The 22230-nt window shown below is 62.5% G+C and carries 19 protein-coding genes and 1 pseudogene; 11 read left to right on the top strand and 9 right to left on the bottom strand.

The window, feature by feature from the left end:
* Window positions 1-26: 26 nt before the first annotated feature.
* Window positions 27-1037 carry an asparaginase gene (locus K6N12_RS05995; protein WP_097627527.1) on the bottom strand — a complete coding sequence of 337 codons (1011 nt, stop codon included), beginning with the start codon at window positions 1035-1037 and terminating at the stop codon, window positions 27-29.
* Between the two features lie 684 nt (window positions 1038-1721).
* Here K6N12_RS05995 and K6N12_RS05990 point away from each other — a divergent pair.
* Window positions 1722-2933, top strand: a complete 1212-nt coding sequence (locus K6N12_RS05990; protein ID WP_097627524.1) for an MFS transporter — start codon at window positions 1722-1724, stop codon at window positions 2931-2933.
* 28 nt (window positions 2934-2961) lie between these two features.
* On the opposite strand, the gene K6N12_RS05985 is transcribed toward K6N12_RS05990, so the two are convergent.
* A complete protein-coding gene (locus K6N12_RS05985; RefSeq protein ID WP_097627522.1) occupies window positions 2962-3558 on the bottom strand; it encodes a helix-turn-helix transcriptional regulator in 597 nt (198 codons plus the stop codon).
* A gap of 3 nt (window positions 3559-3561) precedes the next feature.
* Between K6N12_RS05985 and K6N12_RS05980 the strand changes: the two genes are divergently transcribed.
* Window positions 3562-4983, top strand: coding sequence for an MFS transporter (locus K6N12_RS05980; protein WP_097627520.1), 1422 nt, complete (start codon window positions 3562-3564; stop codon window positions 4981-4983).
* A gap of 99 nt (window positions 4984-5082) precedes the next feature.
* Here the strand turns inward: K6N12_RS05980 and K6N12_RS05975 are convergent, their stop codons facing one another.
* From K6N12_RS05975 to K6N12_RS05960, 4 genes and pseudogenes are all read right to left on the bottom strand, one after another.
* Window positions 5083-6081 (bottom strand): NAD(P)H-quinone oxidoreductase, encoded by a 999-nt coding sequence (locus K6N12_RS05975; RefSeq protein WP_222148784.1) that lies wholly within the window; start codon window positions 6079-6081, stop codon window positions 5083-5085.
* Between the two features lie 76 nt (window positions 6082-6157).
* Window positions 6158-8019 (bottom strand): annotated as a pseudogene (locus K6N12_RS05970) (GGDEF domain-containing protein).
* Between the two features lie 114 nt (window positions 8020-8133).
* A complete protein-coding gene (locus tag K6N12_RS05965) occupies window positions 8134-8376 on the bottom strand; it encodes a ribbon-helix-helix domain-containing protein (RefSeq protein WP_003587881.1) in 243 nt (80 codons plus the stop codon).
* 162 nt (window positions 8377-8538) lie between these two features.
* A complete protein-coding gene (locus tag K6N12_RS05960; protein ID WP_097627514.1) occupies window positions 8539-9087 on the bottom strand; it encodes an HdeD family acid-resistance protein in 549 nt (182 codons plus the stop codon).
* Window positions 9088-9244: 157 nt separating this feature from the next.
* Between K6N12_RS05960 and betI the strand changes: the two genes are divergently transcribed.
* The 4 genes from betI (at window position 9245) to K6N12_RS05940 (ending at window position 14652) form a co-directional block, all read left to right on the top strand.
* Window positions 9245-9865, top strand: coding sequence for a transcriptional regulator BetI (betI, locus tag K6N12_RS05955; RefSeq protein WP_239620427.1), 621 nt, complete (start codon window positions 9245-9247; stop codon window positions 9863-9865).
* The gene (betB, locus tag K6N12_RS05950) at window positions 9862-11325 is read left to right on the top strand and encodes a betaine-aldehyde dehydrogenase (RefSeq protein ID WP_097627509.1); all 1464 of its coding nucleotides are present in this window, start codon (window positions 9862-9864) and stop codon (window positions 11323-11325) included. The genes betI and betB overlap by 4 nt, the downstream gene beginning before the upstream one ends.
* A gap of 215 nt (window positions 11326-11540) precedes the next feature.
* Entirely contained in the window at window positions 11541-13190 is a 1650-nt protein-coding gene (betA, locus tag K6N12_RS05945; protein WP_097627507.1) for a choline dehydrogenase, read from the top strand.
* 118 nt (window positions 13191-13308) lie between these two features.
* Window positions 13309-14652: a chloride channel protein gene (locus K6N12_RS05940; RefSeq protein WP_097627505.1), complete on the top strand. Its 1344-nt coding sequence runs from the start codon at window positions 13309-13311 to the stop codon at window positions 14650-14652.
* A 43-nt stretch (window positions 14653-14695) separates the two neighbouring features.
* Here K6N12_RS05940 and K6N12_RS05935 read toward each other — a convergent pair whose 3' ends face one another.
* Window positions 14696-15610 (bottom strand): LysR family transcriptional regulator, encoded by a 915-nt coding sequence (locus K6N12_RS05935; protein WP_097627503.1) that lies wholly within the window; start codon window positions 15608-15610, stop codon window positions 14696-14698.
* A gap of 100 nt (window positions 15611-15710) precedes the next feature.
* Between K6N12_RS05935 and K6N12_RS05930 the strand changes: the two genes are divergently transcribed.
* Window positions 15711-16472: an SDR family NAD(P)-dependent oxidoreductase gene (locus tag K6N12_RS05930; protein ID WP_222148783.1), complete on the top strand. Its 762-nt coding sequence runs from the start codon at window positions 15711-15713 to the stop codon at window positions 16470-16472.
* A gap of 71 nt (window positions 16473-16543) precedes the next feature.
* Here the strand turns inward: K6N12_RS05930 and K6N12_RS05925 are convergent, their stop codons facing one another.
* A complete protein-coding gene (locus K6N12_RS05925; protein WP_003569590.1) occupies window positions 16544-16990 on the bottom strand; it encodes an RrF2 family transcriptional regulator in 447 nt (148 codons plus the stop codon).
* 419 nt (window positions 16991-17409) lie between these two features.
* Here K6N12_RS05925 and K6N12_RS05920 point away from each other — a divergent pair, with 419 nt between their 5' ends.
* From K6N12_RS05920 to cysN, 3 genes are all read left to right on the top strand, one after another.
* Window positions 17410-18168 (top strand): phosphoadenylyl-sulfate reductase, encoded by a 759-nt coding sequence (locus K6N12_RS05920; RefSeq protein WP_097627499.1) that lies wholly within the window; start codon window positions 17410-17412, stop codon window positions 18166-18168.
* A gap of 113 nt (window positions 18169-18281) precedes the next feature.
* Window positions 18282-19235: a sulfate adenylyltransferase subunit CysD gene (gene cysD, locus K6N12_RS05915; RefSeq protein WP_064837453.1), complete on the top strand. Its 954-nt coding sequence runs from the start codon at window positions 18282-18284 to the stop codon at window positions 19233-19235.
* 1 nt (window position 19236) lies between these two features.
* Complete coding sequence (gene cysN / locus K6N12_RS05910) at window positions 19237-20733, top strand: sulfate adenylyltransferase subunit CysN (RefSeq protein WP_097627497.1); 1497 nt, start codon at window positions 19237-19239, stop codon at window positions 20731-20733.
* A 304-nt stretch (window positions 20734-21037) separates the two neighbouring features.
* Here the strand turns inward: cysN and K6N12_RS05905 are convergent, their stop codons facing one another.
* Window positions 21038-21610, bottom strand: a complete 573-nt coding sequence (locus K6N12_RS05905; RefSeq protein ID WP_097627495.1) for a TetR/AcrR family transcriptional regulator — start codon at window positions 21608-21610, stop codon at window positions 21038-21040.
* A 130-nt stretch (window positions 21611-21740) separates the two neighbouring features.
* Between K6N12_RS05905 and K6N12_RS05900 the strand changes: the two genes are divergently transcribed.
* Window positions 21741-22088 (top strand): DoxX family protein, encoded by a 348-nt coding sequence (locus tag K6N12_RS05900; protein ID WP_097627493.1) that lies wholly within the window; start codon window positions 21741-21743, stop codon window positions 22086-22088.
* Window positions 22089-22230 lie beyond the last annotated feature (142 nt).

Here is a 22230-nt window from a genome sequence, read left to right as displayed (position 1 = left end):
ACTTCCTGATAAAGGTATTGGCTCGTTTATTTTCCAGTCAGCACGGACGTGACTCTGATATCGCCGACATGGATGCCATTCCAATTGCGCATCGAGGTTGCGGCAAAGGCCGTCAGGGCGGCGTGCACTTCGCTTTCCGTCTCGAAGAAACGGGCAAGTGTCGCCGCCACCGTGGCTTCGGCGGCGCGGGTGGCGCCATCGTCGCATTTCAGGGCGATGGCGATGCCCTTTTCCGGGATCGCGGCGCAGAAGACGCCCTCGGCGCCTGTCTTGGCGAAAATGCGGCCGGGGGCGAGCTGCATCAATTCCGTGCAGGCGCGACCGGTACCGGCGACATAGAAGGGCTCGGCCATGCAAGCCTCGATCAGCCGGCGGGATGCCTTGGCGCGCAAAGGTTCCAAGCCGACGCCCGTCGCCATTTTTGCAAAGCCGTGGGCAAGGCTCTTGAGCGGCACGGCATAAGTCGGAATCGAGCAGCCGTCGGTGCCGCAGCTCTCGGCACCGAGCACGGCGCCGGTCAGGCTTTCTATCGCCGCGCGGATCTCGACCTGCAGCGGGTGCTCATAGCCGACATAACCCGTCGGTTCGATATCCTGATGGCAGCAGGCGCAGATGAAGCCGGCATGTTTTCCCGAGCAATTGTTGTGCAGCGCAGTCGGCGCATCGAGCGCACGGGCCTGCTGGATCAGGACCTTCTGGCTCATCGACCAATGGGCGCCGCATTCCAGCGCCTCGGCATTGCGGCCGGCCCGCGACAGCATGGAGGCGGCAAGCGCCACATGCTCGTCCTCGCCATTATGCGAAGCACATGCGAGCGCCAATTCCTTATCGCCAAAACCATAGGCATCGGCCGCGCCGCTCTCGATCAGCGGCAGCGCCTGCATCGCCTTGCAGGCCGAACGCGGGAAAACGGCGGCTTCGATATCGCCGAGCGAGAAGACGAGCTTGCCGTCACCATCGACGACAGCCACCGAACCACGATGGCGGCTTTCGACGAGCAGGCCACGGGTAACTTCGACGGTGACGGGATTGGTCATGAGCTCTCATCCGGATGCTGGCGGGATGCCGCAGGCATAACGCGTCGCGGCGCGAAAGCCAACGGGGTTTGGCCCACCCTCCGTCATGCTCGGCCTTGAGCCGAGCATCCACACCCGCACCCGCACCCACCAGCGGTGGCAGCATGGATCCTCGGATCAAGCCCGAGGAGGACGGAGTGTGGGGTGGGCTTCTGCAGCAAGAACCGCAATGCGGGGCGGATCAGGGGGATAATTGCGCCCGCCGCCGGTCGTTGTTGATGAGGCTGCTCGGGGAGCGCCAGCTTTGTCCGCCTCCTGTGAAAAGCAGACCTTGAGGTTAGGCGTATCGGCACACTATCTTGCAACCCAGTTCGCATCGAAGGAATTGTTTTGCAATCCGGCCTGGGTATTTTTCACGGTCGTCTCTCTCTGCCTGGCGTGCTGGCTGGCGCGCCGGCCCACGAGGACGAGCGTTGGAGTCATCCTTGGAGCGCTTCTGGGGTTGGTCTTGATATCGATTGCGTCAGTTCTGGTCGGTTTCCTCGGTAACGTTCTGCCCTTGGGCCAAATCGATTTCTAACTTTCCAGTTTGACAGCGCAGACCTGACGCAGACAAACATCACAAAAATTGACCGCGACGATCGAAAACTATCGTTTTCCTGATGTGTCCCTTCCCGCTAAAGGTGATGCATCAGGAACCGTCCCATGTCATCCACCCTCTCCTTGATCCTGCGCGACAAACGGATCCGTATCCCGGCCGTGACGCTTGTGGCGCTCGCCTTCACCTATGCTTCGACCGCGCCCTATCAGTCGATCATCGGGATCAACGAACTGAACTTGAGCAACGGCACCTATTCGGCGCTGATCTTCTTCTCGGCGATCGTCAACGTCACAACCAGCCTGACGCTCGGCATCTGGTCGGACAGGCTGAAAGAGCGGCGGCCGCTGGTGCTGGGGCTTTCGGTGGCCGGCATGCTCGGCTTCGGGTCGATCGCGATCTTTCACAGCCCTGCCGTCTTCATCGTCTCGACACTGTTGCTGGTGCCGATGAGCAACTCCACCTATTCGCTGCTCTTTGCCAGCCTGCGTGCCAGGACCAACCAGATGGATCGCGGCCAGGCGGCGGGGATCACCGCAACGGTGCGGGCGCTGTTTTCCGGCTCGTGGGCGGTGGCGCCGGGGATGATCGGCCTTTATCTCGTCAATTCGCCGTCGATGACGCCGGCTTACGGGATCGCCGCCCTGGCAAGCTGCACCTGTTTCTGCCTATATTTCTTCTTCGCGCCTGGAAACGGCACGGCCGGTCCCTCCCCCGATCAGCCCGGCTTCCTCGCATCGCTGAAGCGGATTTTCATGCCCTATGTGCTTGTGCGCGTCATCGTCATGGCGCTGCTCTTCGGGCTGCAGCGATTAAACAGCATGCTGCTGCCGCTGATCATCACCCATGCGGCTGATGGAAGCGTGGTCGATGTCGGCTTCATCGCCGGGCTGACGGCCTTTCTCGAAATGCCGTTCATGATGATGTGGGGCATGGCGCAGCGGCGGTTCCGCACCGTGCATGTCCTGGCCTTCGGCGCGCTGATCTACTGTGCCTATCTGCTGCTGCTCGGATTTGCCTCAGCGCCCTGGCACATCTATGCGCTGCTCCTCCTCAACGCCTGCGGGGCGGCGGCAATCCTCAGCGTGCCGATCACTTATCTGCAGGACCTGATCGCAGACCGGCCGGGGCTCGGAACCTCGCTGATCTCGCTCAACACCTTCATCGGCACCGGCATCGCCGCCGGGCTCTTCGCCTTCGGCACATCGGTCAGCGACTATTCCGGCACCGCCTTTGTCGGCGCGGCCGCAGGCTTCGCGTCGATCGGTGTCCTGCTTTATCTCGAAAGCGCCAGGCGGCAGGCGCGGCAGCCGGCCTGAAGCGCGAGCTGCCTGCGCGTGCTCCGCCTCAACGCGGCGTGATGCGATAGGCGCAGCGGCGGGCGCCCAAGAGGATGTGTTCGCTGCGCTCGACCTCGGCGCCGAGTGCAGCACGGAAGGTTTCGAGTTCGGAGCGGCAGAAGCCGGCGCAGGCGGTGGCCGCCGCGCAGATCGGGCAGTGGTTTTCGACCAGCATGAAGGAGCCATCCGCCTCCTGCCAGTGATCGGCCATATAGCCCTCGCGGGTGCGGATGGCGGCAAGACCTTCGACACGCGCGGCAAGGTCGCCGGCATTTTGCAATTCCAGCCGATAGCGCTGCAGCGCCTCGGCCTCGCGGGCCGAGATGACAGTGTCGAGGGCCGCGGGTCCGAGCTGTTCGACCAGCGTGCCGAGCAGGTTTGCCGTCAGTTCGGCATGACCGTCCGGGAATTGGCGGTTGCCCGCGGCAGTCAGGTGCCAGAGCTGACGCGGCCGGCCCCTGCCCGTGGCGCCGACGGTGACCGGCTCCACCAGCCCCTGTTCCGCCAGCTTGGCGAGCTGCTGACGGGCGGCCTCGCCCGATATGCCAAGCACATCACCGATCGCGGCGCCAAGCTGCGGGCCGTCGGTCTTTATCAGGGTCATTCCATGTCCAATATCGACCAGACTGCGGCCATCCCCGCCACCAGCTCCCTCCTGCGCCTCTTCCTGCCCGAGCACCTGCCGGCAACGTTGATGCTTGCCGGCGGCGTTATGCTTTACGCGGTCGAGAGCTACATCACGGCGACCATCGCGCCTTCGATCGTGCGTGATATCGGCGGGCTGGCGCTGTTTTCCTGGGTCACCAGCCTGTTCGTCGCCGCCGCCGTGCTCGGCTCGATTTTCGTCGCCATGCGCCCGCGGGGGATCGGGCTTCGCGCCATCTATGTGATCGCCGCGCTGGTCTTCGGCGTCGGCAGCCTGATCGCCGCAGCCGCGCCGTCCATGCCGGTGGTGCTGGTCGGACGCGCGGTGCAGGGTCTCGGTACCGGAGCGCTTGCCGCGCTTGGCTATGCCTTCATCCGCTTCGTCTATCCCGAGCCGTTATGGACAAAGGCGTCGACGCTCTATGCGGCGATCTGGGGTGTGGCGACCGTTATCGGGCCGACGCTTGGCGGCTTTTTCTCCGCCGGCAGCAACTGGCGCTACGCCTTCATCGTGCTGATGCCGCTCGGCCTGGTGATGGCGGTTCTGGCGCCGCGGCTGTTGCCCGAGGTCGAAGACGACCGCGAGCAGGCGAAAACGCCGATTGCCCAGATCGGGCTGCTGCTCGGCGCCGTGCTGATGGTCGGCACCGCCGGGACGATCGAGGTGACGGCCGCGAAAATTGGCCTGATCGCGGCATCGATCGCTGCGGTCGGCGGCATGCTCCTCATCGAAAGTCGAAGCCCGAACCGGCTGCTGCCCTCCGGCGCGGTCAGCCTTTCCAGGCCGATTGCGCGTGTCTACCTGACGATGCTGGCCATGACCGTCGTGCTCGTCAGCGACGTATTCATTCCCTATTTCCTACAGGTGCTGCACGGGGTGACGCCGCTTGTTTCAGGTTATCTGGTGGCACTTGTCGCCCTCGGCTGGACGTTTTCGGCTTTCCTCAGCGGCTCGCTGACCGGCGGTCGCGCGCAGGCGGCGATCGTTGCCGGCGCGCTCATCGAGGCGGCGGCGACCATTTCGCTGGCGGTCTTTCTCGCGCGCGACAATCCGCAGGCGCATATGCTCTTCATCGTGCCGGCGGCAGTCGGCATGTTCATGATGGGCTTCGGCGTCGGGCTCGGCTGGACGCATCTCGTCGCCATGGTTCTGACGCTCGTCGCCGACAGCGAACTGGACAAGGCTTCGGCGGCGATCCCGACGATGAGTTCGCTCGGCGGCGCTTTCGGTGCTGCCTTTGCCGGCGTCATCGCCAATGGCGCCGGCCTCGTCGATCCGGGCGGCGTTGCCGGGGCGCTGTCGGCAGCCTACTGGCTCTATCTGCTGATTGCGCTGCCCGGCGTTCTCGCCATCGGCGTGTCACTGTCACTTAGAACAGGATGATTTTAGGCCCGGTTGGCCCAAAATCTGAATCCTGTTCTAAATTAAAGAGTTAGAGCATGATATCATGAGAAAACCGCTCACACTTTTCGGCATCATGCTCTAGCCGACGCTGAGCATGATCTTACCAACATGGCTGCCGTCTTCCATCAGCCGATGGGCTGCGACGACCTCTTCGAAGGCGAAGACCTTGTGGATGACGGGGGCGATGGTGCCGGCGTCCAAAAGCGGCCAGACCTCGGAGAGCAGATCGTCGCGAATGGCGCGTTTTTCCTCCGCCGTGCGCGGGCGCATGGTGGAACCGGTGACCGTCAGGCGCTTGACCATGATCGGCGACAGATTGACCTTTTCGGCAACAGCCCCGCCGAGGAAGGCGATGATCGACAGGCAGCCGTCTTTTCCGAGCGAGGCGAGGTTGCGCTCGAAATAGGCGGCGCCGATCATATCGAGAATGATATCGACGCCCTGGCCGGTCTCGGTCTTGATCACCTCGGCGAAATCCTCGCGTCTGTAGTTGATCGCACGTTTGGCGCCGAGCCTTTCGCAGGCCGCGCATTTCTCGCTTGAACCGGCCGTCGCATAGACCTCGGCGCCGAAAGCGCGGGCGAGCTGGATCGCCGTCGTGCCGATGCCGCTGGAGCCGCCATGGATCAGCACGGTCTCGCCTTCGGTCAGCCCGGCCATCTGGAAGAGATTGGCCCAGACGGTGAAGAAGGTTTCGGGAAGGGCCGCGGCCTTCACCGCGTCATAACCCTTGGGAAAGGGCAGGATCTGGCCGGCCGGCAGCAGGCAATATTCGGCATAGGCGCCGCCATTAGCGAGGCCGCAGATCTTGTCGCCGACGCCGTAGCCGCTAACGCCAGTGCCAATCTCAACGATTTCGCCTGACAGTTCCAGGCCAAGGATCGGGCTTGCATCCCTGGGCGCGGGATAGCTGCCCTGGCGCTGGGCGACATCGGGGCGGTTGACGCCGATCGCCTCGGCGCGCACGAGAACCTGCCCCTCACCGGGCACCGGCAGCGGGCGTCTGCCGATCGTCATCACCTCCGGGGCGCCGAAGGACTTGAGATCGATGAAACGCATTTCCTGGGGCAGTGACATGGCGCGACCCTCCCTGATCGGAACCAGGAAATAAGTCAGCCCCGCGGGCTTGGGAAGGCTTGATGTGGCAAGGGCGTCAATTCGCCTCGCCCAGCAAGTGAAAGACGAGACCTTCGTCGCTCTCCTTGGCGGCCGACTTGATGACGGCGATCTCAGCGCTGACGCGGTTGATATCGTCGATGACCAGGCCTTTCGGCAGTTCGATGACGCCGATCGAGCAGCGCATCAGCGGAAACAGCGCCTCGACGCCGGCGCGATCGTGTCCGAGGATTCGGCCGGCGGCGCGGTGCTCTTCGGAATAGAGATCGAGCACGTCGTCGTGAAAATCGCTGATCAGCCGGTCGAGGATCTCGGTCAGCTCCTCCTGCGTCCAGCCGACGACGCCGATGAAGAAATCGTCGCCGCCGACATGGCCGAGAAAATGGCGCTCGGCGAAGAAATAGCGGCGCATCAGCGCGGCAAACAGCGAGATCGCATGATCGCCGAGATGGAAGCCGTAAGCATCGTTGAATGGCTTGAAATTATCAAAGTCGCAGTAGCAGAAATGGCGGACCTCATCGCCGTCGCGGCCGGACTGGCGCATGAAATCGCGGATGGCGCGATTGCCCGGCAGGCCGGTCAGCGGGTTCTGATCCTGGGCGGTCTTCAGCTGCTTCTCGTTGATGACCTTGATCAGCGAGGCGGCGGAGACGACGCCGGCATAACGCATATTGTCGGTGAGGATCAGGCAGTTGCTGCCTTCCATATTGGCGAAGATCGCCATCAGTTGCTCGGCATCGCTGTCGAGGCCGACGATCGGGGCCATTTCGACGAAATGCGAGATGCTGCGCTCATACATCTTGTTCTTCAAGAGATCGCGGCCGAAGGGCTGGTAGATATATTCCTTAAGGTGCTGCTCGTGAATGATGCCACGCGGCTCGCTATTGGCGTTGAGCACGGGAAAGAAAGCCTGGCGCGGATTGCGGCGGAAGAGTTCGAAGACGCTGTCGATGCTGTCGTTCTCGTAAACCGTCGGCAGGAGTTCGATCTGCTTGCGGATGAGGATTTCGTCGAGCGATTGGCTGCCTCGCTTGGTTTTTCCGAGCTCCTGCAGATGCGGGAAGGACGGCGCCAGCTCCGACATATGCGTCGTCGGGCGGGAGATGAACCAGCCCTGGACGAGGTCGACGCCATATTCGCGGCAGGCGATGAATTCGGCCTCGGTCTCGATGCCTTCGGCGATGACGCGGGTGCCGAGCACATGGGCGATGTTGACGATGCTCTTCAAAAGATGGCGCTTGCGGGAGCTGCGGTCGAGCTCGGCGACGAAATGGCGGTCGATCTTCAGGTAATCGACGGCATAGTCGCAAAGCAGCTTCATCTCGCCGTGACCGACGCCGAAATCGTCGATCGCCAGCTTGAAACCTGCCTTGCGCAGCTTGGAAACGAGCGCGGCAAATTCCGGCACGCTGGTGTTGTCGAAACGTTCGGAGAATTCGAAGCAGACGGAGGACGGCGGAATATTGGCCTTCCGCAGGTGCTGCAGCAGGCTCTCGACCAAGCGTTCGCCATGCGGGATGAGCCGGACATCGAGATTGAGGAACAGCGTCGAGGTGGAGAAATTCGACAGGGTGGCGAATTTGGCGAGCGCGCGGCTCGCCAGCATCTGTTCGAGCTGCAGCAGTTGGCCGGCCTGATGGGCCTCGTCGAGAATGTCGACCGGGGTGTCGAAGCCGATACGCTCCTGGCCGCGCATCAGGGATTCGTAACCGAACACCGTGCCGGTGCCGGCCTCGACGATCGGCTGAAAGGCGTTCTCGACCACGAGCTTGGCAAGCGTGACGATCTGGTCGCTGGCATAGCGGCGCAGGACGCCGGGCTCGACGGTGGCAGCCAGGGAAGTCCCGCTCTTCATTTGGCTGATCTCCACTGTGACTTGTTCTTCTTGGTCAGAAAGATGCCCCGGAAGGATCAATGAACCCTTTCGCCAATATGAAAGTTTTGTGAAAGATGCAGGGCACGACCACGCGTTCCGCGTTCATCTTGAATTTCATAATACAATCAGGCGCTTAATCAGGCGGAGCGGCGGCGCTCTGCCTCGTGATCAGCGAACATGTCGGCGACGCATCTGCCGCCGGACGGAGCGCCCTCGTCGTCGAGGACATCGTCGCGGAATTCGTTGAGCTTGCGGGCGGTGTCCCAGAGGCGGAGCGCCTCGCGGACGACCTCGCTGCTCGAGGCATAGCCGCCTGTGTCGACGGCGGCGCGGATGCCCGCTGCCTGTTGCGGAGAGATGGAAACGGTGACCATCGGCATGAACTTCCTCCCTTTTTTATTGAGGCAGAACCCTGCCTTTGGGGGACGCATGACCATTTGCGGCTATCGCACACAGGACCACCCGCTTTTGGCGATCGGTCCATACCCCTTTAGTCTAATCCCCTGTCATGCCCTTGTCAAAATAGGCGTATCAAAAAGGCTTCAGCCGCGCATGCCGAGGCCGAAGGCAATCATGGTCGAGCCCTGGATGATGAGATCGACGGCCAGGAACAGACCGAGGATCCAGAGGCTGTTCACCGGCCAGCCCAGCGCGATGACGAAGCCGGCCAGGGCCGTCATGACGCCGCTGGTCGCGATCCAGCGCCAGCCCTTCAGCGGCCGCATCCGCATCCCGACCCAGAGACGGAAAATGCCGGCCACCAGCAGCGCAATGGCCAGAAACAAAGTCAAGGCCGCCGAGGTGAAGATAGGATTGATGAAGGCGCAGATGCCGGCAAGCACGTAAAGCACACCGCTCAGAGCCCAGAAGAGCACTTGATCCCAACGGCGCACCTGAAAAGCGTGGATGAGATAGATGACGCCACCCGCCAGCATGAGCATGCCGACATAAAAGACCGAAGCGACGGTCGCCATTAGCAGGTTGCTAAGAGCGATGAGGCCACAGATTAGAAGCAGCACGCCGAGGCCGAGGAACCAGACCCATTTCGACCGTAGCGGGGATCCGGGCATTTCGTTGAAGACGCTGGTCATGGCACACCTCCTGATCAACTTTGAATATGTTGCGCCCGTTTCTCCGGAAAAGATCTGCGCGAAATCAATTCGGTCAATATTTTTGTTGATTGATCAGTCAATCAAAAATATCCTTATCGAAAATGCGTGAGGAGTTGGCGCTTTGCCGAAAGTCGGAATGGAGCCGGTGCGTCGCAAGGCGCTCGTTGATGCGGCGCTGCGGGTGATCGGCGATCACGGCTCGCTTGCCGTCACCATGTCCGACATCGCCCGCCAGGCTGGCGTGTCGCCGGCCCTTGCCCATCATTATTTCGGCAGCAAGGAACAATTGCTGATCGAGACGATCCGCTCGCTTCTTAGGCAATTGCGCAGCGATACGGTGGCGGCGCTGATAGCAGCGCAGACGCCGCGCGCCCGGCTTTCGGCCGTCATCCGTGTCAACTTCCACGCCGACCAGTTCGCGCCAGACACGATCGCCGCCTGGCTTGCCTTTTACGCCGAAGCGCAGCGCTCGGAGGAGACGCGGCGTTTCCTGGTGATCTATGCCCGCCGGCTGCGCTCCAACCTGCTTGCCGATCTCAAGGCGCTGCTGCCGGCCGACGCCGCAGAACGCATCGCCGAGGGCGCTGCGGCGATGATCGACGGGCTCTACATCAGGCAAAGTCTGAAATCGGCACCGATCGGCATCGAAGCCTCGATCGCACTGACAGAGGATTATCTGAATGCGCTTCTGGCCGCCACCTTCCCTTCCAGCCGAGATGGGACAACCACATCGAACATCCAAGGACAAATGACATGAAAGCCCAGCCGAGAGCCTCGCACTTCATCGACGGCGAATATGTCGAGGACACCGACGGGACCGTCATCGAGAGCCTCTATCCGGCGACCGGCGAGGTGATCGCCCGGCTACATGCCGCAACGCCCGCGATTGTCGAGAAGGCGATTGCCGCGGCCAGACGCGCCCAGCCGGAATGGGCGGCGATGAGCCCGATGGCGCGCGGACGCATTCTCAAACGCGCCGCCGACATCATGCGCGAGCGAAACCGGGCGTTGTCGGAACTGGAAACGCTCGATACCGGCAAGCCGATCCAGGAGACGATCGTCGCCGATCCGACCTCGGGCGCCGATGCCTTCGAATTCTTCGGCGGTGTCGCACCGGCCGGCCTCAATGGTTCGCATATCCCGCTCGGCCAGGATTTTGCCTACACCAAGCGGGTGCCGCTCGGCGTCTGCGTCGGCATCGGCGCCTGGAACTATCCGCAGCAGATCGCCTGCTGGAAGGCTGCGCCGGCGCTCATCTGCGGCAATGCCATGGTTTTCAAGCCCTCGGAAAACACGCCGCTCGGCGCCTTGAAGATTGCCGAGATCCTGCACGAGGCGGGGCTGCCGAAGGGGCTTTTCAACGTCATCCAGGGCGACCGCGATACCGGGCCGCTGCTCGTCAACCATCCCGATGTCGCCAAGGTGTCGCTGACCGGATCGGTGCCGACCGGGCGCCGGGTGGCGGCGGCGGCGGCCGGCAATCTCAAGCATGTGACGATGGAACTCGGCGGCAAGTCGCCGCTCATCGTCTTCGACGACGCCGATCTCGATTCGGCGGTCGGCGGCGCCATGCTCGGCAATTTCTATTCCACCGGCCAGGTCTGCTCGAACGGCACCCGCGTCTTCGTGCAGAAGGGGGTCAAGACCGAGTTCCTGAAGCGGCTGAAGGCGCGCACCGAGGCGATGCTGATCGGCGATCCGCTTGATGAGGCGACGCAGATCGGCCCGATGGTTTCCTGGGCACAGCGCGAGAAGGTGGTCGCCTATATCGAAAAGGGCAAGGCCGAGGGCGCAACGCTTGTCGCCGGCGGCGGTATTCCCAACAACGTTTCCGGCGAAGGCTATTATGTGCAGCCGACGGTGTTTGCCGACGTAACCGACGACATGACCATCGCCCGCGAGGAGATCTTCGGGCCGGTGATGTCGGTGCTCGATTTCGACGATGAGGACGAGGTCATCACACGCGCCAATGCCAGCGAATTCGGCCTGTCAGGCGGCGTCTTCACCGCCGACCTCACCCGCGCCCACCGCGTCGTCGACCGGCTGGAGGCCGGCACGCTGTGGATCAACACCTATAATCTCTGCCCGGTGGAAATCCCCTTCGGCGGCTCGAAACAATCCGGCTTCGGCCGCGAGAATTCGCTGGCGGCGCTGGAGCATTATTCCGAGCTGAAGACGGTTTACGTCGGCATGGGGCCGGTGGCGGCGCCTTATTGAGAGTGAGAAGACCCCTCCCCAACCCCTCCCCACGAGGGGGAGGGGCTAGAATGCCGCACCGGTTTTGCCTCCCCTCGATCGCACCATTTGCGGCGCTGATTTCGGAGTGAGGCAGTGCCGCAGGTTAAGCCCCTCCCCTTGTGGGAGGGGTTTGGGGCGGGGTCTTGATGTCCCGAAGTCTTCGGGGACCGTGCAAAGGAATTTAAGGGAACGCCATGCAAGCAGATTTCGTCATCATCGGCTCGGGCTCGGCGGGGTCCGCCCTCGCCTATCGCCTGTCGGAAGACGGCAAGAATTCCGTTCTCGTCATCGAGGCGGGCGGCAGCGATTTCGGGCCGTTCATCCAGATGCCAGCGGCGCTTGCCTGGCCGATGAGCATGAAGCGCTATAATTGGGGTTATCTGTCCGAGCCGGAACCCAACCTCAACAACCGGCGCATCACTGCGCCGCGCGGCAAGGTGATCGGCGGCTCCTCCTCGATCAACGGCATGGTCTATGTGCGCGGCCACGCCGAGGACTTCAACCGGTGGGAGGAGCTTGGCGCCGGCGGCTGGGCCTATGCCGACGTTCTCCCCTATTTCAAGCGGATGGAGCATTCGCATGGCGGCGAGGAGGGCTGGCGCGGTACAAACGGGCCGCTGCATGTCCAGCGCGGCGGTTTCACCAATCCGCTGTTTCGCGCCTTTGTCGAGGCCGGCAAGCAGGCGGGCTTCGAGACGACCGAGGATTATAACGGCAGCAAGCAGGAAGGCTTCGGGCTGATGGAGCAGACCATCTTTTCCGGCCGCCGCTGGTCTGCCGCCAATGCCTATCTGAAACCGGCGCTGAAGCGGGACAATGTCAATATCGTCTACGGCTTTGCGCAGAGGATCTTGATCGAGGACGGACGGGCGACCGGCGTCGAGATCGAACGCAACGGCAAAATAGAGGTGGTGAAGGCGAACCGCGAGGTGATCGTCTCAGCCTCCTCGTTCAATTCGCCGAAGCTCTTGATGCTGTCGGGCATCGGTCCCGGCCAACATCTGCAGGACATGGGCATTACGGTGAAGGTCGACCGGCCGGGCGTCGGCGCCAATCTGCAGGACCATATGGAGTTCTATTTCCAGCAGGTCAGCACCAAGCCGGTGTCGCTCTATTCCTGGCTGCCGTGGTTCTGGCAGGGCGTGGCCGGCGCACAATGGCTGCTCTCGCGCGGCGGGCTCGGCGCCTCCAACCAGTTCGAGGCCTGCGCCTTCCTGCGCTCCGCCCCTGGGCTGAAGCAGCCCGACATCCAGTATCACTTCCTGCCGGTGGCGATCAGCTATGACGGCAAGGCGGCGGCCAAGAGCCACGGCTTCCAGGTGCATGTCGGCTACAACCTGTCGAAGTCGCGCGGCAGCGTGACGCTGCGTTCGGCCGACCCCAAGGCCGATCCGGTGCTGCGCTTCAACTATATGAGCCATGCCGAGGATTGGGAGAAGTTCCGCCACTGTGTGCGCCTCACCCGCGAGATCTTCGGCCAGAGCGCCTTCAACGACTATCGCGGGCCGGAGATCCAGCCGGGCGAAGGTGTGCAGAGCGACGCGCAGATCGACGCCTTCCTGCGCGAACATCTGGAAAGCGCCTATCACCCCTGCGGCACATGCAAGATGGGCGCCAAGGACGATCCGATGGCGGTGGTCGATCCGCAGACCCGGGTGATCGGCGTCGATGGCCTACGCGTCGCCGACAGCTCGATCTTCCCGCACGTCACCTACGGCAATCTGAACGGCCCCTCGATCATGACCGGCGAGAAGGCCGCCGACCACATCCTCGGCAAACAGCCGCTGGCGCGCTCCAACCAGGAGCCATGGGTCAATCCCAGGGCGGCGGTCAGCGATCGGTGATGGCTGGAGATATGGTGCGGATCGAAGACTGGTAGGGGCGGCGATTTCCGACGAAAGAGGTGGTTCTTTCCCCGCAAACCGGTTTAGGAAGAAGCTCTGTTCAACTTCCGCTCCCGGCATGTCAGTGTTGTATCGCAAGTCCCGACTTCTTCGCCGCTCCCGTGTTCTCTGGGGTTCCCTCGCACTCTGGCGCCCACGGCTGATCTTCTGGTTCGGCGCTTGCGCGATCGGCATCATCAGCGTCGGCTTTGCCAGGCTGGCCGATCTCGCCCAACGCGCCTTTGCCGACATAACAGCCTCCGGCGAATGGGGCTTTCTGCTGCCGCTCGTCGTCACGCCGCTCGGTTTCATGCTGTCGGCCTATCTCGCCGCACGGTATTTCCCGAACGCGCAGGGCAGCGGCATTCCGCAGGCGATCGCCGCCCGGCATCTGCGCGATCCGGAAGACCGAACCCGCCTGCTGTCGCTGCGGCTGGTCTTCGGCAAGATCGTGCTGACGGTGCTCGGGCTGCTCAGCGGCGCATCGATCGGCCGCGAGGGACCGACCGTGCAGGTGGGCGCATCGATCATGCTGGCGGTCGCTCGCTTCGGCGGCATGGCACAAGCCCGCGGGCTGATCCTTGCCGGTTCGGCGGCCGGGATTGCCGCCGCCTTCAACACGCCGCTCGCCGGCATCGTCTTCGCGATCGAGGAGATGAGCCGCACCTATGAATCGCGCGCCAACGGACTGGTTCTGACCGCCGTCATCCTGTCCGGCCTTGCCGCGCTCGGGCTCGCCGGCAGCTATAATTATTTCGGCTCGACATCCGTTGCGCCGGCATCGCTGCGCGACTGGGAACTGGTGCTCGTCTGCGGCATCGGCGGCGGCGCCCTTGGCGCTGCATTCAGCGGGCTGGCGCTCTATGCCGGCCAGCATGTGCGCCGCTTTGCGCAGCCGCAACCGCTGCGGCGGATGGTAATGCTGGCGGCCGTCTGCGGCCTCGCCGTCGCCGCCGTCGGCATCCTGTCGGGTGGTACGACCTTCGGCACCGGCTACGACCAGGCGAAGGGTGCCGTCGAGGGCAATCCCCTGCCCCTGCTTTTCTTCCTCGAAAAGCTTGTTGCCGGCTTCCTGTCGATGATTTCGGGAATCCCGGGCGGCATCTTCGCGCCCTCACTCGCCATCGGCGCCGGCTTCGGCAGCACGGTCGGCCAATTGATGGGCAGTGGCATCGCCCTTGCGGCGATCCTCGGCATGGCCGGATATTTCTCCGGCGTCGTGCAGGCGCCGATGACGGCCTTCGTCATCATCCTCGAGATGACCGGGGATCACGAGGCGGTCATCCCGATCATGGCAGTGTCGATGATCGGCTACATCACCTCGCGCCTGCTATCGCGCGAGCCGCTCTATCACGGCTTGTCGCGCGTCTTCATTGCCGCGGCGATCCGGGCACGGCGCGCCAGGGAACTGGCGGAAAGCTAATCACGCCACCAGGCGTGACGTCGGCCCAAGGCATCGATTGCGGTCACTCGGCAGGGCGATTTGCCGGACTCTCCGGCTCTGCTCCAAACTCCGCAACGACGAATGAGATGATGCTTCGCACGCGTGGCGTCATGCGCCGATCCCGGTGATAGACGAGTGACATAGGCCGCTCACGCAGATGCCAATCGGGGAAGAGCTGGACGAGAAGGCCGGCCCGGATATCCGAAGCCAGCAGGATGGCAGGCTGCATAACGACACCCAATCCGGCACGAGCGGCCATGCGCACGGCCTGACCGCTATTGACGGTGATCGACAATCTGGGCGCGACCTCGACCTCATCCTTGCCTTTCGACAGCCTCCAGGGCGAGCGCGCCGCCGGGGTGAAACCAACGGTTTCGTGGCCGGAAAGCGCGCTTGGATGGGCAGGATTTCCATGTCGAGCGAGGTAATCCGGTGACGCGCAAATCATCATTCGATAGGGAGCGAGCTGACGCGCGATGAGGCGGCTGTCGGGCAGGTCCCCGATGCGGATCGCGATGTCGAAACCTTCCTCGACGATATCGACGTTACGATCGGTCAAGGTAATATCCAGCATCACCTCGGGAGCGATCTCTCGGTAGCGTTGCAAAGCCGGCATCAGCACCTCCGCCCCGAACGTCGCCGGCGCCGTGACCTTCAAGAGGCCGCGCGGTTTCGTCTGCGATGCCTCGGCGTCCTGATCCGCAATAGCCACCCGCTCCAGAATATCCCGGCACTGCTCGACATAGCTCTTGCCGAAATCCGTCAGGCTCTGCCGACGCGTGGTTCGGTTGAGGAGGCGCGTACCCAGCCGTTCCTCCAGTGCGGCGACGTGTTGCCCGACCATTGCCGGCGAGATGCCAAGCTTGCCCGATGCTGCGCTCATCGAGCCTTCCTGGACGGTTGTGACAAATACCTGCATGGAACGAAAGAGACCCATTCAATACTTCTGCTTTTAAATGATCGCGTATTTTCCCCAATTATCATGAGTAAGTGCTCGAATTACAACCGCCTCGACGCAATCATTCAAGGAGCAAGACATGACGCGAACCCGGTTCATCGGCAAAACAGTTCTCATTACAGGTGCTGGAACGGGGATGGGCCGGGCCGCCGCCCTTCGCCTAGTGGCGGAAGGAGCCGAGCTCGTCCTCGTCGGACGCCGCCCCGAGCCGATCAATCGACTGCTTGGAGAGATCGAGGCATCAGGCGGTGCGGCCATCGCAATTGCCGGCGATATCGCCGACAATGAAGCCGTCGCCGCGATTGTCGAGAAGACGATCGCACGCTTCGGACGGCTGGATGCGGTCTTTGCCAATGCCGGAGTTCTCGGCGAATTCAAACCGTTGGCAGTGACGGATGGAGACGATTTCGACGCGCTGATCGACACCAATCTCAAGGGTACCTTCTTCACGATCAAACAGTGCCTGCCCTTCCTGAAAGGCGGCAGCATTCTCATCAACGCCTCGTTGACAGCAGCCGGCGTGATGCCGGGTGCTGGAGCCTATGCCAGCACGAAGGGGGCGTTGCTTGCGATGATGCGGACCCTGGCGGCGGAGCAAGGACCTCGCAACGTCAGGATCAATGCCATCAATCCAGGGATTATTCTCACACCTATGGCGGATGATGTTATCGATCCGGCTTTTGCTGCAAGGCTAGCCGCCCACACACCGCTTCGGCGAAATGGAACGTCAGAAGATATCGCAGGTACTGTCGCCTGGTTGCTTTCCCATGATGCCGCCTTCGTCACCGGGCAAGAAATCACCGTCGATGGCGGCTATACGCTAGGAGGTCTACGCCCGTAGGGTGGAGATACCGGTCTCGCTGCCCCAGCAAAAGACGCGCGACCGCACCGGGGATAGCCGGCCAAAGCCGCTTAGGCCAGCAGCCGGGTGACTTCGGCGCCGTGTCTTGGGCCGACGGCGTCGGCGATGGTTGTCGAGAACAGCACCTTGCGGGTGGCGTCGGCGACCTTGGCGAAGACGTGACGGATCTGGCAGTTCTGTTCGCCGTCGCAATCGTCGCACCGGCGGTAGGCGGTGATCGACAGGCACGGCAGCGGCGCGATCGGGCCGTCGATGATGCGCAGGATCTCGCCGAAGGTGATGGTGTGGGCGGGCTTCAGCAAGAGATAACCGCCCTGCTTGCCGCGACGGCTGACGACGATGCCGTGATGCTTCAGGTCGAGCAGGATCTGTTCGAGGAACTTTTTCGGGATCTTCTGCTGGGCGGCGATATCGGAAATCATCACCGGTTCGTCGGCATCGGCATCCGCCAGAACCGTCAGCGCCCGCAGCGCATATTTCGCCTTTTGCGTAATCATCTCAGACCATCGACACACAGGCGGCGCGAATCTCCGCGCCGCTACGGAATTACTTTCGCCTCTATGGCACAACCAGCATGAACGGAATTTGAACGCGCCGGAGAAAGCCTTGAGGACTAAGCGTTTTCGGCCTTGTTTTTCCCTCTCGGCCGAACTGTCACAATCTACGCTTAAACCGCCCTTTCTGCACCTTTTTCGGCATCACTTCAGATTTCGGATTGACAGGCCGCGTGTAACTCTACTATTTTTATAGACATACCAGTTGTTCGCGGGGATTTTTGTCCCCGGGCGGCTGTTTTTTTGCATTGCGGCAGCTTCGGAGAGATATTTGCTCCTCTGGCCGCAGCTTTCGAAATCCCTTTTTCTGTCCGATCCAGGATTGAACTGCGATACTCCCGTCAACAAAGGACAGGATTCTCATGACTGTTATCAATACGATTGCGGAAGAAGGGCCCATTGCCGAAGCCGAGGCGCTGAACGACAAGCTGGCAGGTCTCGACCTGGCCGGACGTCTGTCGCTGGTCTCCGGCCTCGGGGGCCGCGTGGTGTTCACCACCTCGCTCGGCATCGAGGACCAGGTGATCACCGCCGAGATCGGCACGCACCGCCTGCCGATCGATATTGCGACGCTGCAGACCGGCCGGCTGTTTGCCGAGACGCTGTCGCTGATTACCGAGACGGAAAGCCAGTACGACGTAAAGATCCAGCGCTACGAGCCCGAGAAGGCCGATATCGACGCCTATGCGGCGCAGTATGGCCTCAACGGTTTCTACGAGAGCGTCGAAGCCAGGCATGCCTGTTGTGGCGTGCGCAAGCTGAAGCCGCTTGCGCGCGCACTCGAAGGGGCAACGATCTGGATCACCGGCCTGCGCCGCGGCCAATCGGCCAACCGCGCCGAGACGCCCTTTGCCGAATACGACGCCGAACGGCACCTCTTGAAGGTCAATCCGCTCGCCGATTGGGACTTGGAGGCGATCAAGGCCTTCGTGTCCGACAACGGCGTTCCGGTCAATCCGCTGCATGCCCGCGGCTATCCCTCGATCGGCTGCGAGCCCTGCACCCGGGCGATCAAGCCCGGCGAGCCGGAACGCGCCGGTCGCTGGTGGTGGGAGCAGGACGAGACGCGCGAATGCGGCCTGCATGTCGCCGAAGAGGCCGCCGTCATCGCCGCACAATAATCAACTTCACGGCTTACCGAACCCGGGCGCTGCCACCGCCGCAGCCTTGGGAAAGCCAGCATCAGGAACTGCTTTGCGGCGAACCGCAAAGGATCGACAGTCTGGAGTAAAACATGCCCGATAGCCGTCCGGATACGGAACTCAGCAATCCCCAGAGCGCCAAGGCGCCACTCGACCCGCATCTGAAGGCGCTGGAAAACGAATCCATCCATATCTTTCGCGAGGTCGCGGCCGAATTCGAGCGTCCCGTCATGCTCTATTCGATCGGCAAGGACTCCTCGGTGCTGCTGCATCTGGCGCGCAAGGCCTTCTATCCCGGCCGCGTGCCCTTCCCGCTCCTGCATGTGAACACCGGCTGGAAATTCCGGGAGATGATCGCTTTCCGCGACGAGACCGCTAGGAAGTACGATCTCGACCTGATCGAGCACATCAATCCGCGCGGTGCGGCCGAAAACATCACGCCCTTCACCCATGGATCGGCTGCCTTCACCGACATCATGAAGACCGAGGGCCTCCGCCAGGCGCTCGATGCCGGCCAGTTCGACGCCGCCTTCGGCGGCGCGCGGCGCGACGAGGAAGCCAGCCGCGCCAAGGAGCGCATCTATTCCTTCCGCACGCCCGACCATCGCTGGGACCCGCGCAACCAGCGGCCGGAACTCTGGAACGTCTATAACGGCATGATCCGCAAGGGCGAGAGCGTCCGCGCCTTCCCGCTGTCGAACTGGACGGAGGTCGATATCTGGCGCTACATCCAGGCTGAGGACATTCCGCTGGTGCCGCTCTATTACGCCAAGAAGCGGCCCTTCGTTGAGCGCGACGGCATGATGATCCTGGCCGAGGATCCGCGTCTCGAACTGCTGCCCGGCGAAGTGCGCCAGGAGGGCATGATCCGCTTCCGCACGCTCGGCGACTTCCCGCTGACCGGCGCCATCCGCTCACAGGCCACCACCCTCGAAGAGGTGATTGCCGAACTCGAAATCGCAACGGTGTCCGAACGCCAGGGCCGCGCCATCGACCGCGACCAGTCCGGCTCCATGGAAAAGAAGAAGCGTGAAGGATATTTCTGAGATGACCGCAGCCCAAACCGCCGTCTCGGCCGCCACCGTCGTCAGCCTGCCCGCCGCCGAGCCGCAGAAGGCCCAGCGCGACACGCGCCCGCTGCGCCTGATTACCTGCGGCAGCGTCGATGACGGCAAGTCGACCCTGATCGGCCGCCTGCTCTGGGACACCAAGGCGGTCAAGGAAGACCAGGCCGCCACGCTGCAGCGCGATTCCACCGGCAAGCAGAACGATCTCGGCCTGCCCGACTTCGCGCTGTTGCTCGACGGCCTGCAGGCCGAGCGCGAGCAGGGCATCACCATCGATGTCGCCTATCGCTATTTCTCGACCGACAAGCGCTCCTTCATCGTCGCCGACACGCCCGGCCACGAGCAATATACCCGCAACATGGCGACCGGCGCCTCGACCGCCGATCTCGCCATCCTGCTGGTCGATGCGCGCTTCGGCATTCTCGAGCAGACACGCCGTCACGCGACGATCGCTTCGCTGCTCGGCATCAAGCAATTCGTGCTTGCCGTCAACAAGATCGACCTGACGGGCTACGACCGCGCCGGCTTCGACAAGATCAGCCATGAATTCCGGGAATTTGCGCTGTCGCTCGGCGTCAAGCAGATCACCGCCATTCCGATGTCGGCGCTTAAGGGCGAAAACGTCGTCTATTCCGGCCAGGCCGCCATGCCTTGGTACAGCGGCCCGACACTGGTGGAGACGCTGGAGCTTGCGACCGTGCGCTCGTCGCAGACGGTCGGCTTCCGCCTGTCGGTGCAGCGCGTCTCGCGCCCGGGCGAAAGCTTCCGCGGCTATCAGGGCACGGTTGCCGGCGGCTCGGTCAAGCCGGGCGACAGCGTCATGATCCTGCCATCCGGCATGGTCGCCAATGTCTCCAAGATCGTTACCTTCGATCTGGTGCGCAACGCTGCCGTCGCCGGTGATGCGATCACGCTGGTGCTCGATCGCCAGGTCGATGTGGCGCGCGGCGACATGATCGTCTCGATCGACGCTCAGCCGCAGGTCGGCCTTGCTTTCGACGCGCAGATCGTCGCGCTGCAGCCCGAGGGCATCGAGCCCGGCAAACGCTACTGGCTGAAGAGCGGTTCGCGGCGCCAGCGCGTCCAGGTGCAGCCGCTCAGCCAGCTCGAGCTGAAGACCGGCACCTGGACTGCCGCCCAGCGGCTCTACATGAACGCTATCGGCAAAGTCCGGCTTGTCTTCGACGAAGCGGCGATCTTCGACCCCTATGAGCAGAACCGGCTGTCCGGCTCCTTCATCCTGATCGACCCGGAGACCAACAACACGGTCGCCGGCGGCATGGTGACAGGCAAGCGCACGGAACTCGGCGGCCTGCACAATGGCGAAGGCCGCGTCATCCTCTCGCTCCCGGCCGATCTTGCCGAGCAGATCATGGCCAGCGAACTCTTCGCCAGCCGCAGCCATGAAGCCGAGGTGCGCCGCATGACGGCGGCCGAAGCAGCCGACCTCTGGTCGAGCGCTGCAAGCGATATCTGATGAGAGATAAGGGGCCAGCAAAACTGGCCCCTTCTGTGAGGCCGAATCCGCAGGCTGCGGACTGGCGGATTCCTCGCGAACGGCGCTGTCGCATTTCAGCGTTGAAATCGAGCAGATCCTCGGACGTTGCACGCCGGCTTTCGGCCCGAAGCGGCCAAACTCCTAAAGCTCTTTTTTCATGCATGCCGTTACCCCGGAACCGCTGCACACTTCCGGGCGACATGCATTAGCCTTAAGGCCTTTGCCTTGTCCGGCATTTTTCAAGCCACTTAGGCGGGATCAGATTAATCGCAAGACCCTGCTCTCAGAGTTGACCCGACACCATCTTCATGATGAGCGTAATACGTTGAGCCCGGAAAGTGGGTCTTATCCTGCCGTGACGTTCAAGCTCCGCCAAACCGTGAAGTGCCGCCCAGAAAGTTTCGGTAGCGGTATCTACATCCTGAGAGAACGGCGCGATCACCGTCGCCATGGCTCCGAAGCCATCGCGAAGTTGGGCTGGCGTGTCGGATCTGGCGAAGTGGAGCCCAGTCGGCAGGACGAACATCGCCTCGTACATCGCAGGGCAAGCGAAAGCGAAATCGAGATAGGCGGCTGCGACGTCTTCCACTCGCGCCTTTGACGTGGACGATGGGTGGATCGCAGCGCGGAGCGTCGCAGCCAATTCGCCGAAGCCTTCAAGCGCGACTGCTCCGACGATCTGATCGCGATTTTCGAAATGCGAATAGAGAACTGGCTGGCTGTATTCTATCTCCTCGGCGAGACGCCGGATCGTGACGGCAGCCCAGCCGTCGCGTTCTGCGATCGTCCGTGCAGCTACGACGATCCTGCGTTCACGGTCGACCCGCTCTCGAGCCTTGCGTTCGCTGATACCCACCCCAGTGCCCCAATCTTCATGCGCGCGATTTTTCCTGGCGCGAAATTATCAAAAGGAACATTGATTGACAAACTAGCATTGCTAGATTAATTAACATCGATATATCGAAAAGACCTAGACGGAACTTCCAATGAATATTTTCACAAGCACATCGCTCGGTACCATATTCATCTGGCTGGCCGCCGGCGCGTTTCTCGTCGGCGCCATCGTCAACGCAAGTGGACATCCGAAAATCCGCATGGGTTTCGTGCGACTGGGATTTCCTTTCTGGTGGTGCTGGGTCACGGCCGCCTTCGAGCTCGTAACTGCGGTGCTTTTGGTGATAGCCGGCACCCGATATATCGGGGTCGCGTTGGGCGTCTCGATTATGCTCGCCGCGATCGTAGCCATTGTTCGTATCAGGAACTATCGGGAGCTCCCGCCACCTCTCGCGTTCCTGTTGCTCCTGGCACTGGCGAGTGTCACCGGCCATGCCTGAATATCGCGCGGTACAGTGCCATCCAGATGAAACCTGGGCGTACGGCCCCAAAAGTCTCCATCGCCAGACGTCGGTTGTCGCCCAATCCCCTGTCATCGCCCCCCTAGAAGAAGGTGTCGGTCGGAGCGAACTCCTGCGGCAG

The sequence above is a fragment of the Rhizobium redzepovicii genome (assembly GCF_019793435.1).
GTDB lineage: Bacteria > Pseudomonadota > Alphaproteobacteria > Rhizobiales > Rhizobiaceae > Rhizobium > Rhizobium redzepovicii.
This window is presented reverse-complemented; position numbering and strand designations above follow the sequence as displayed.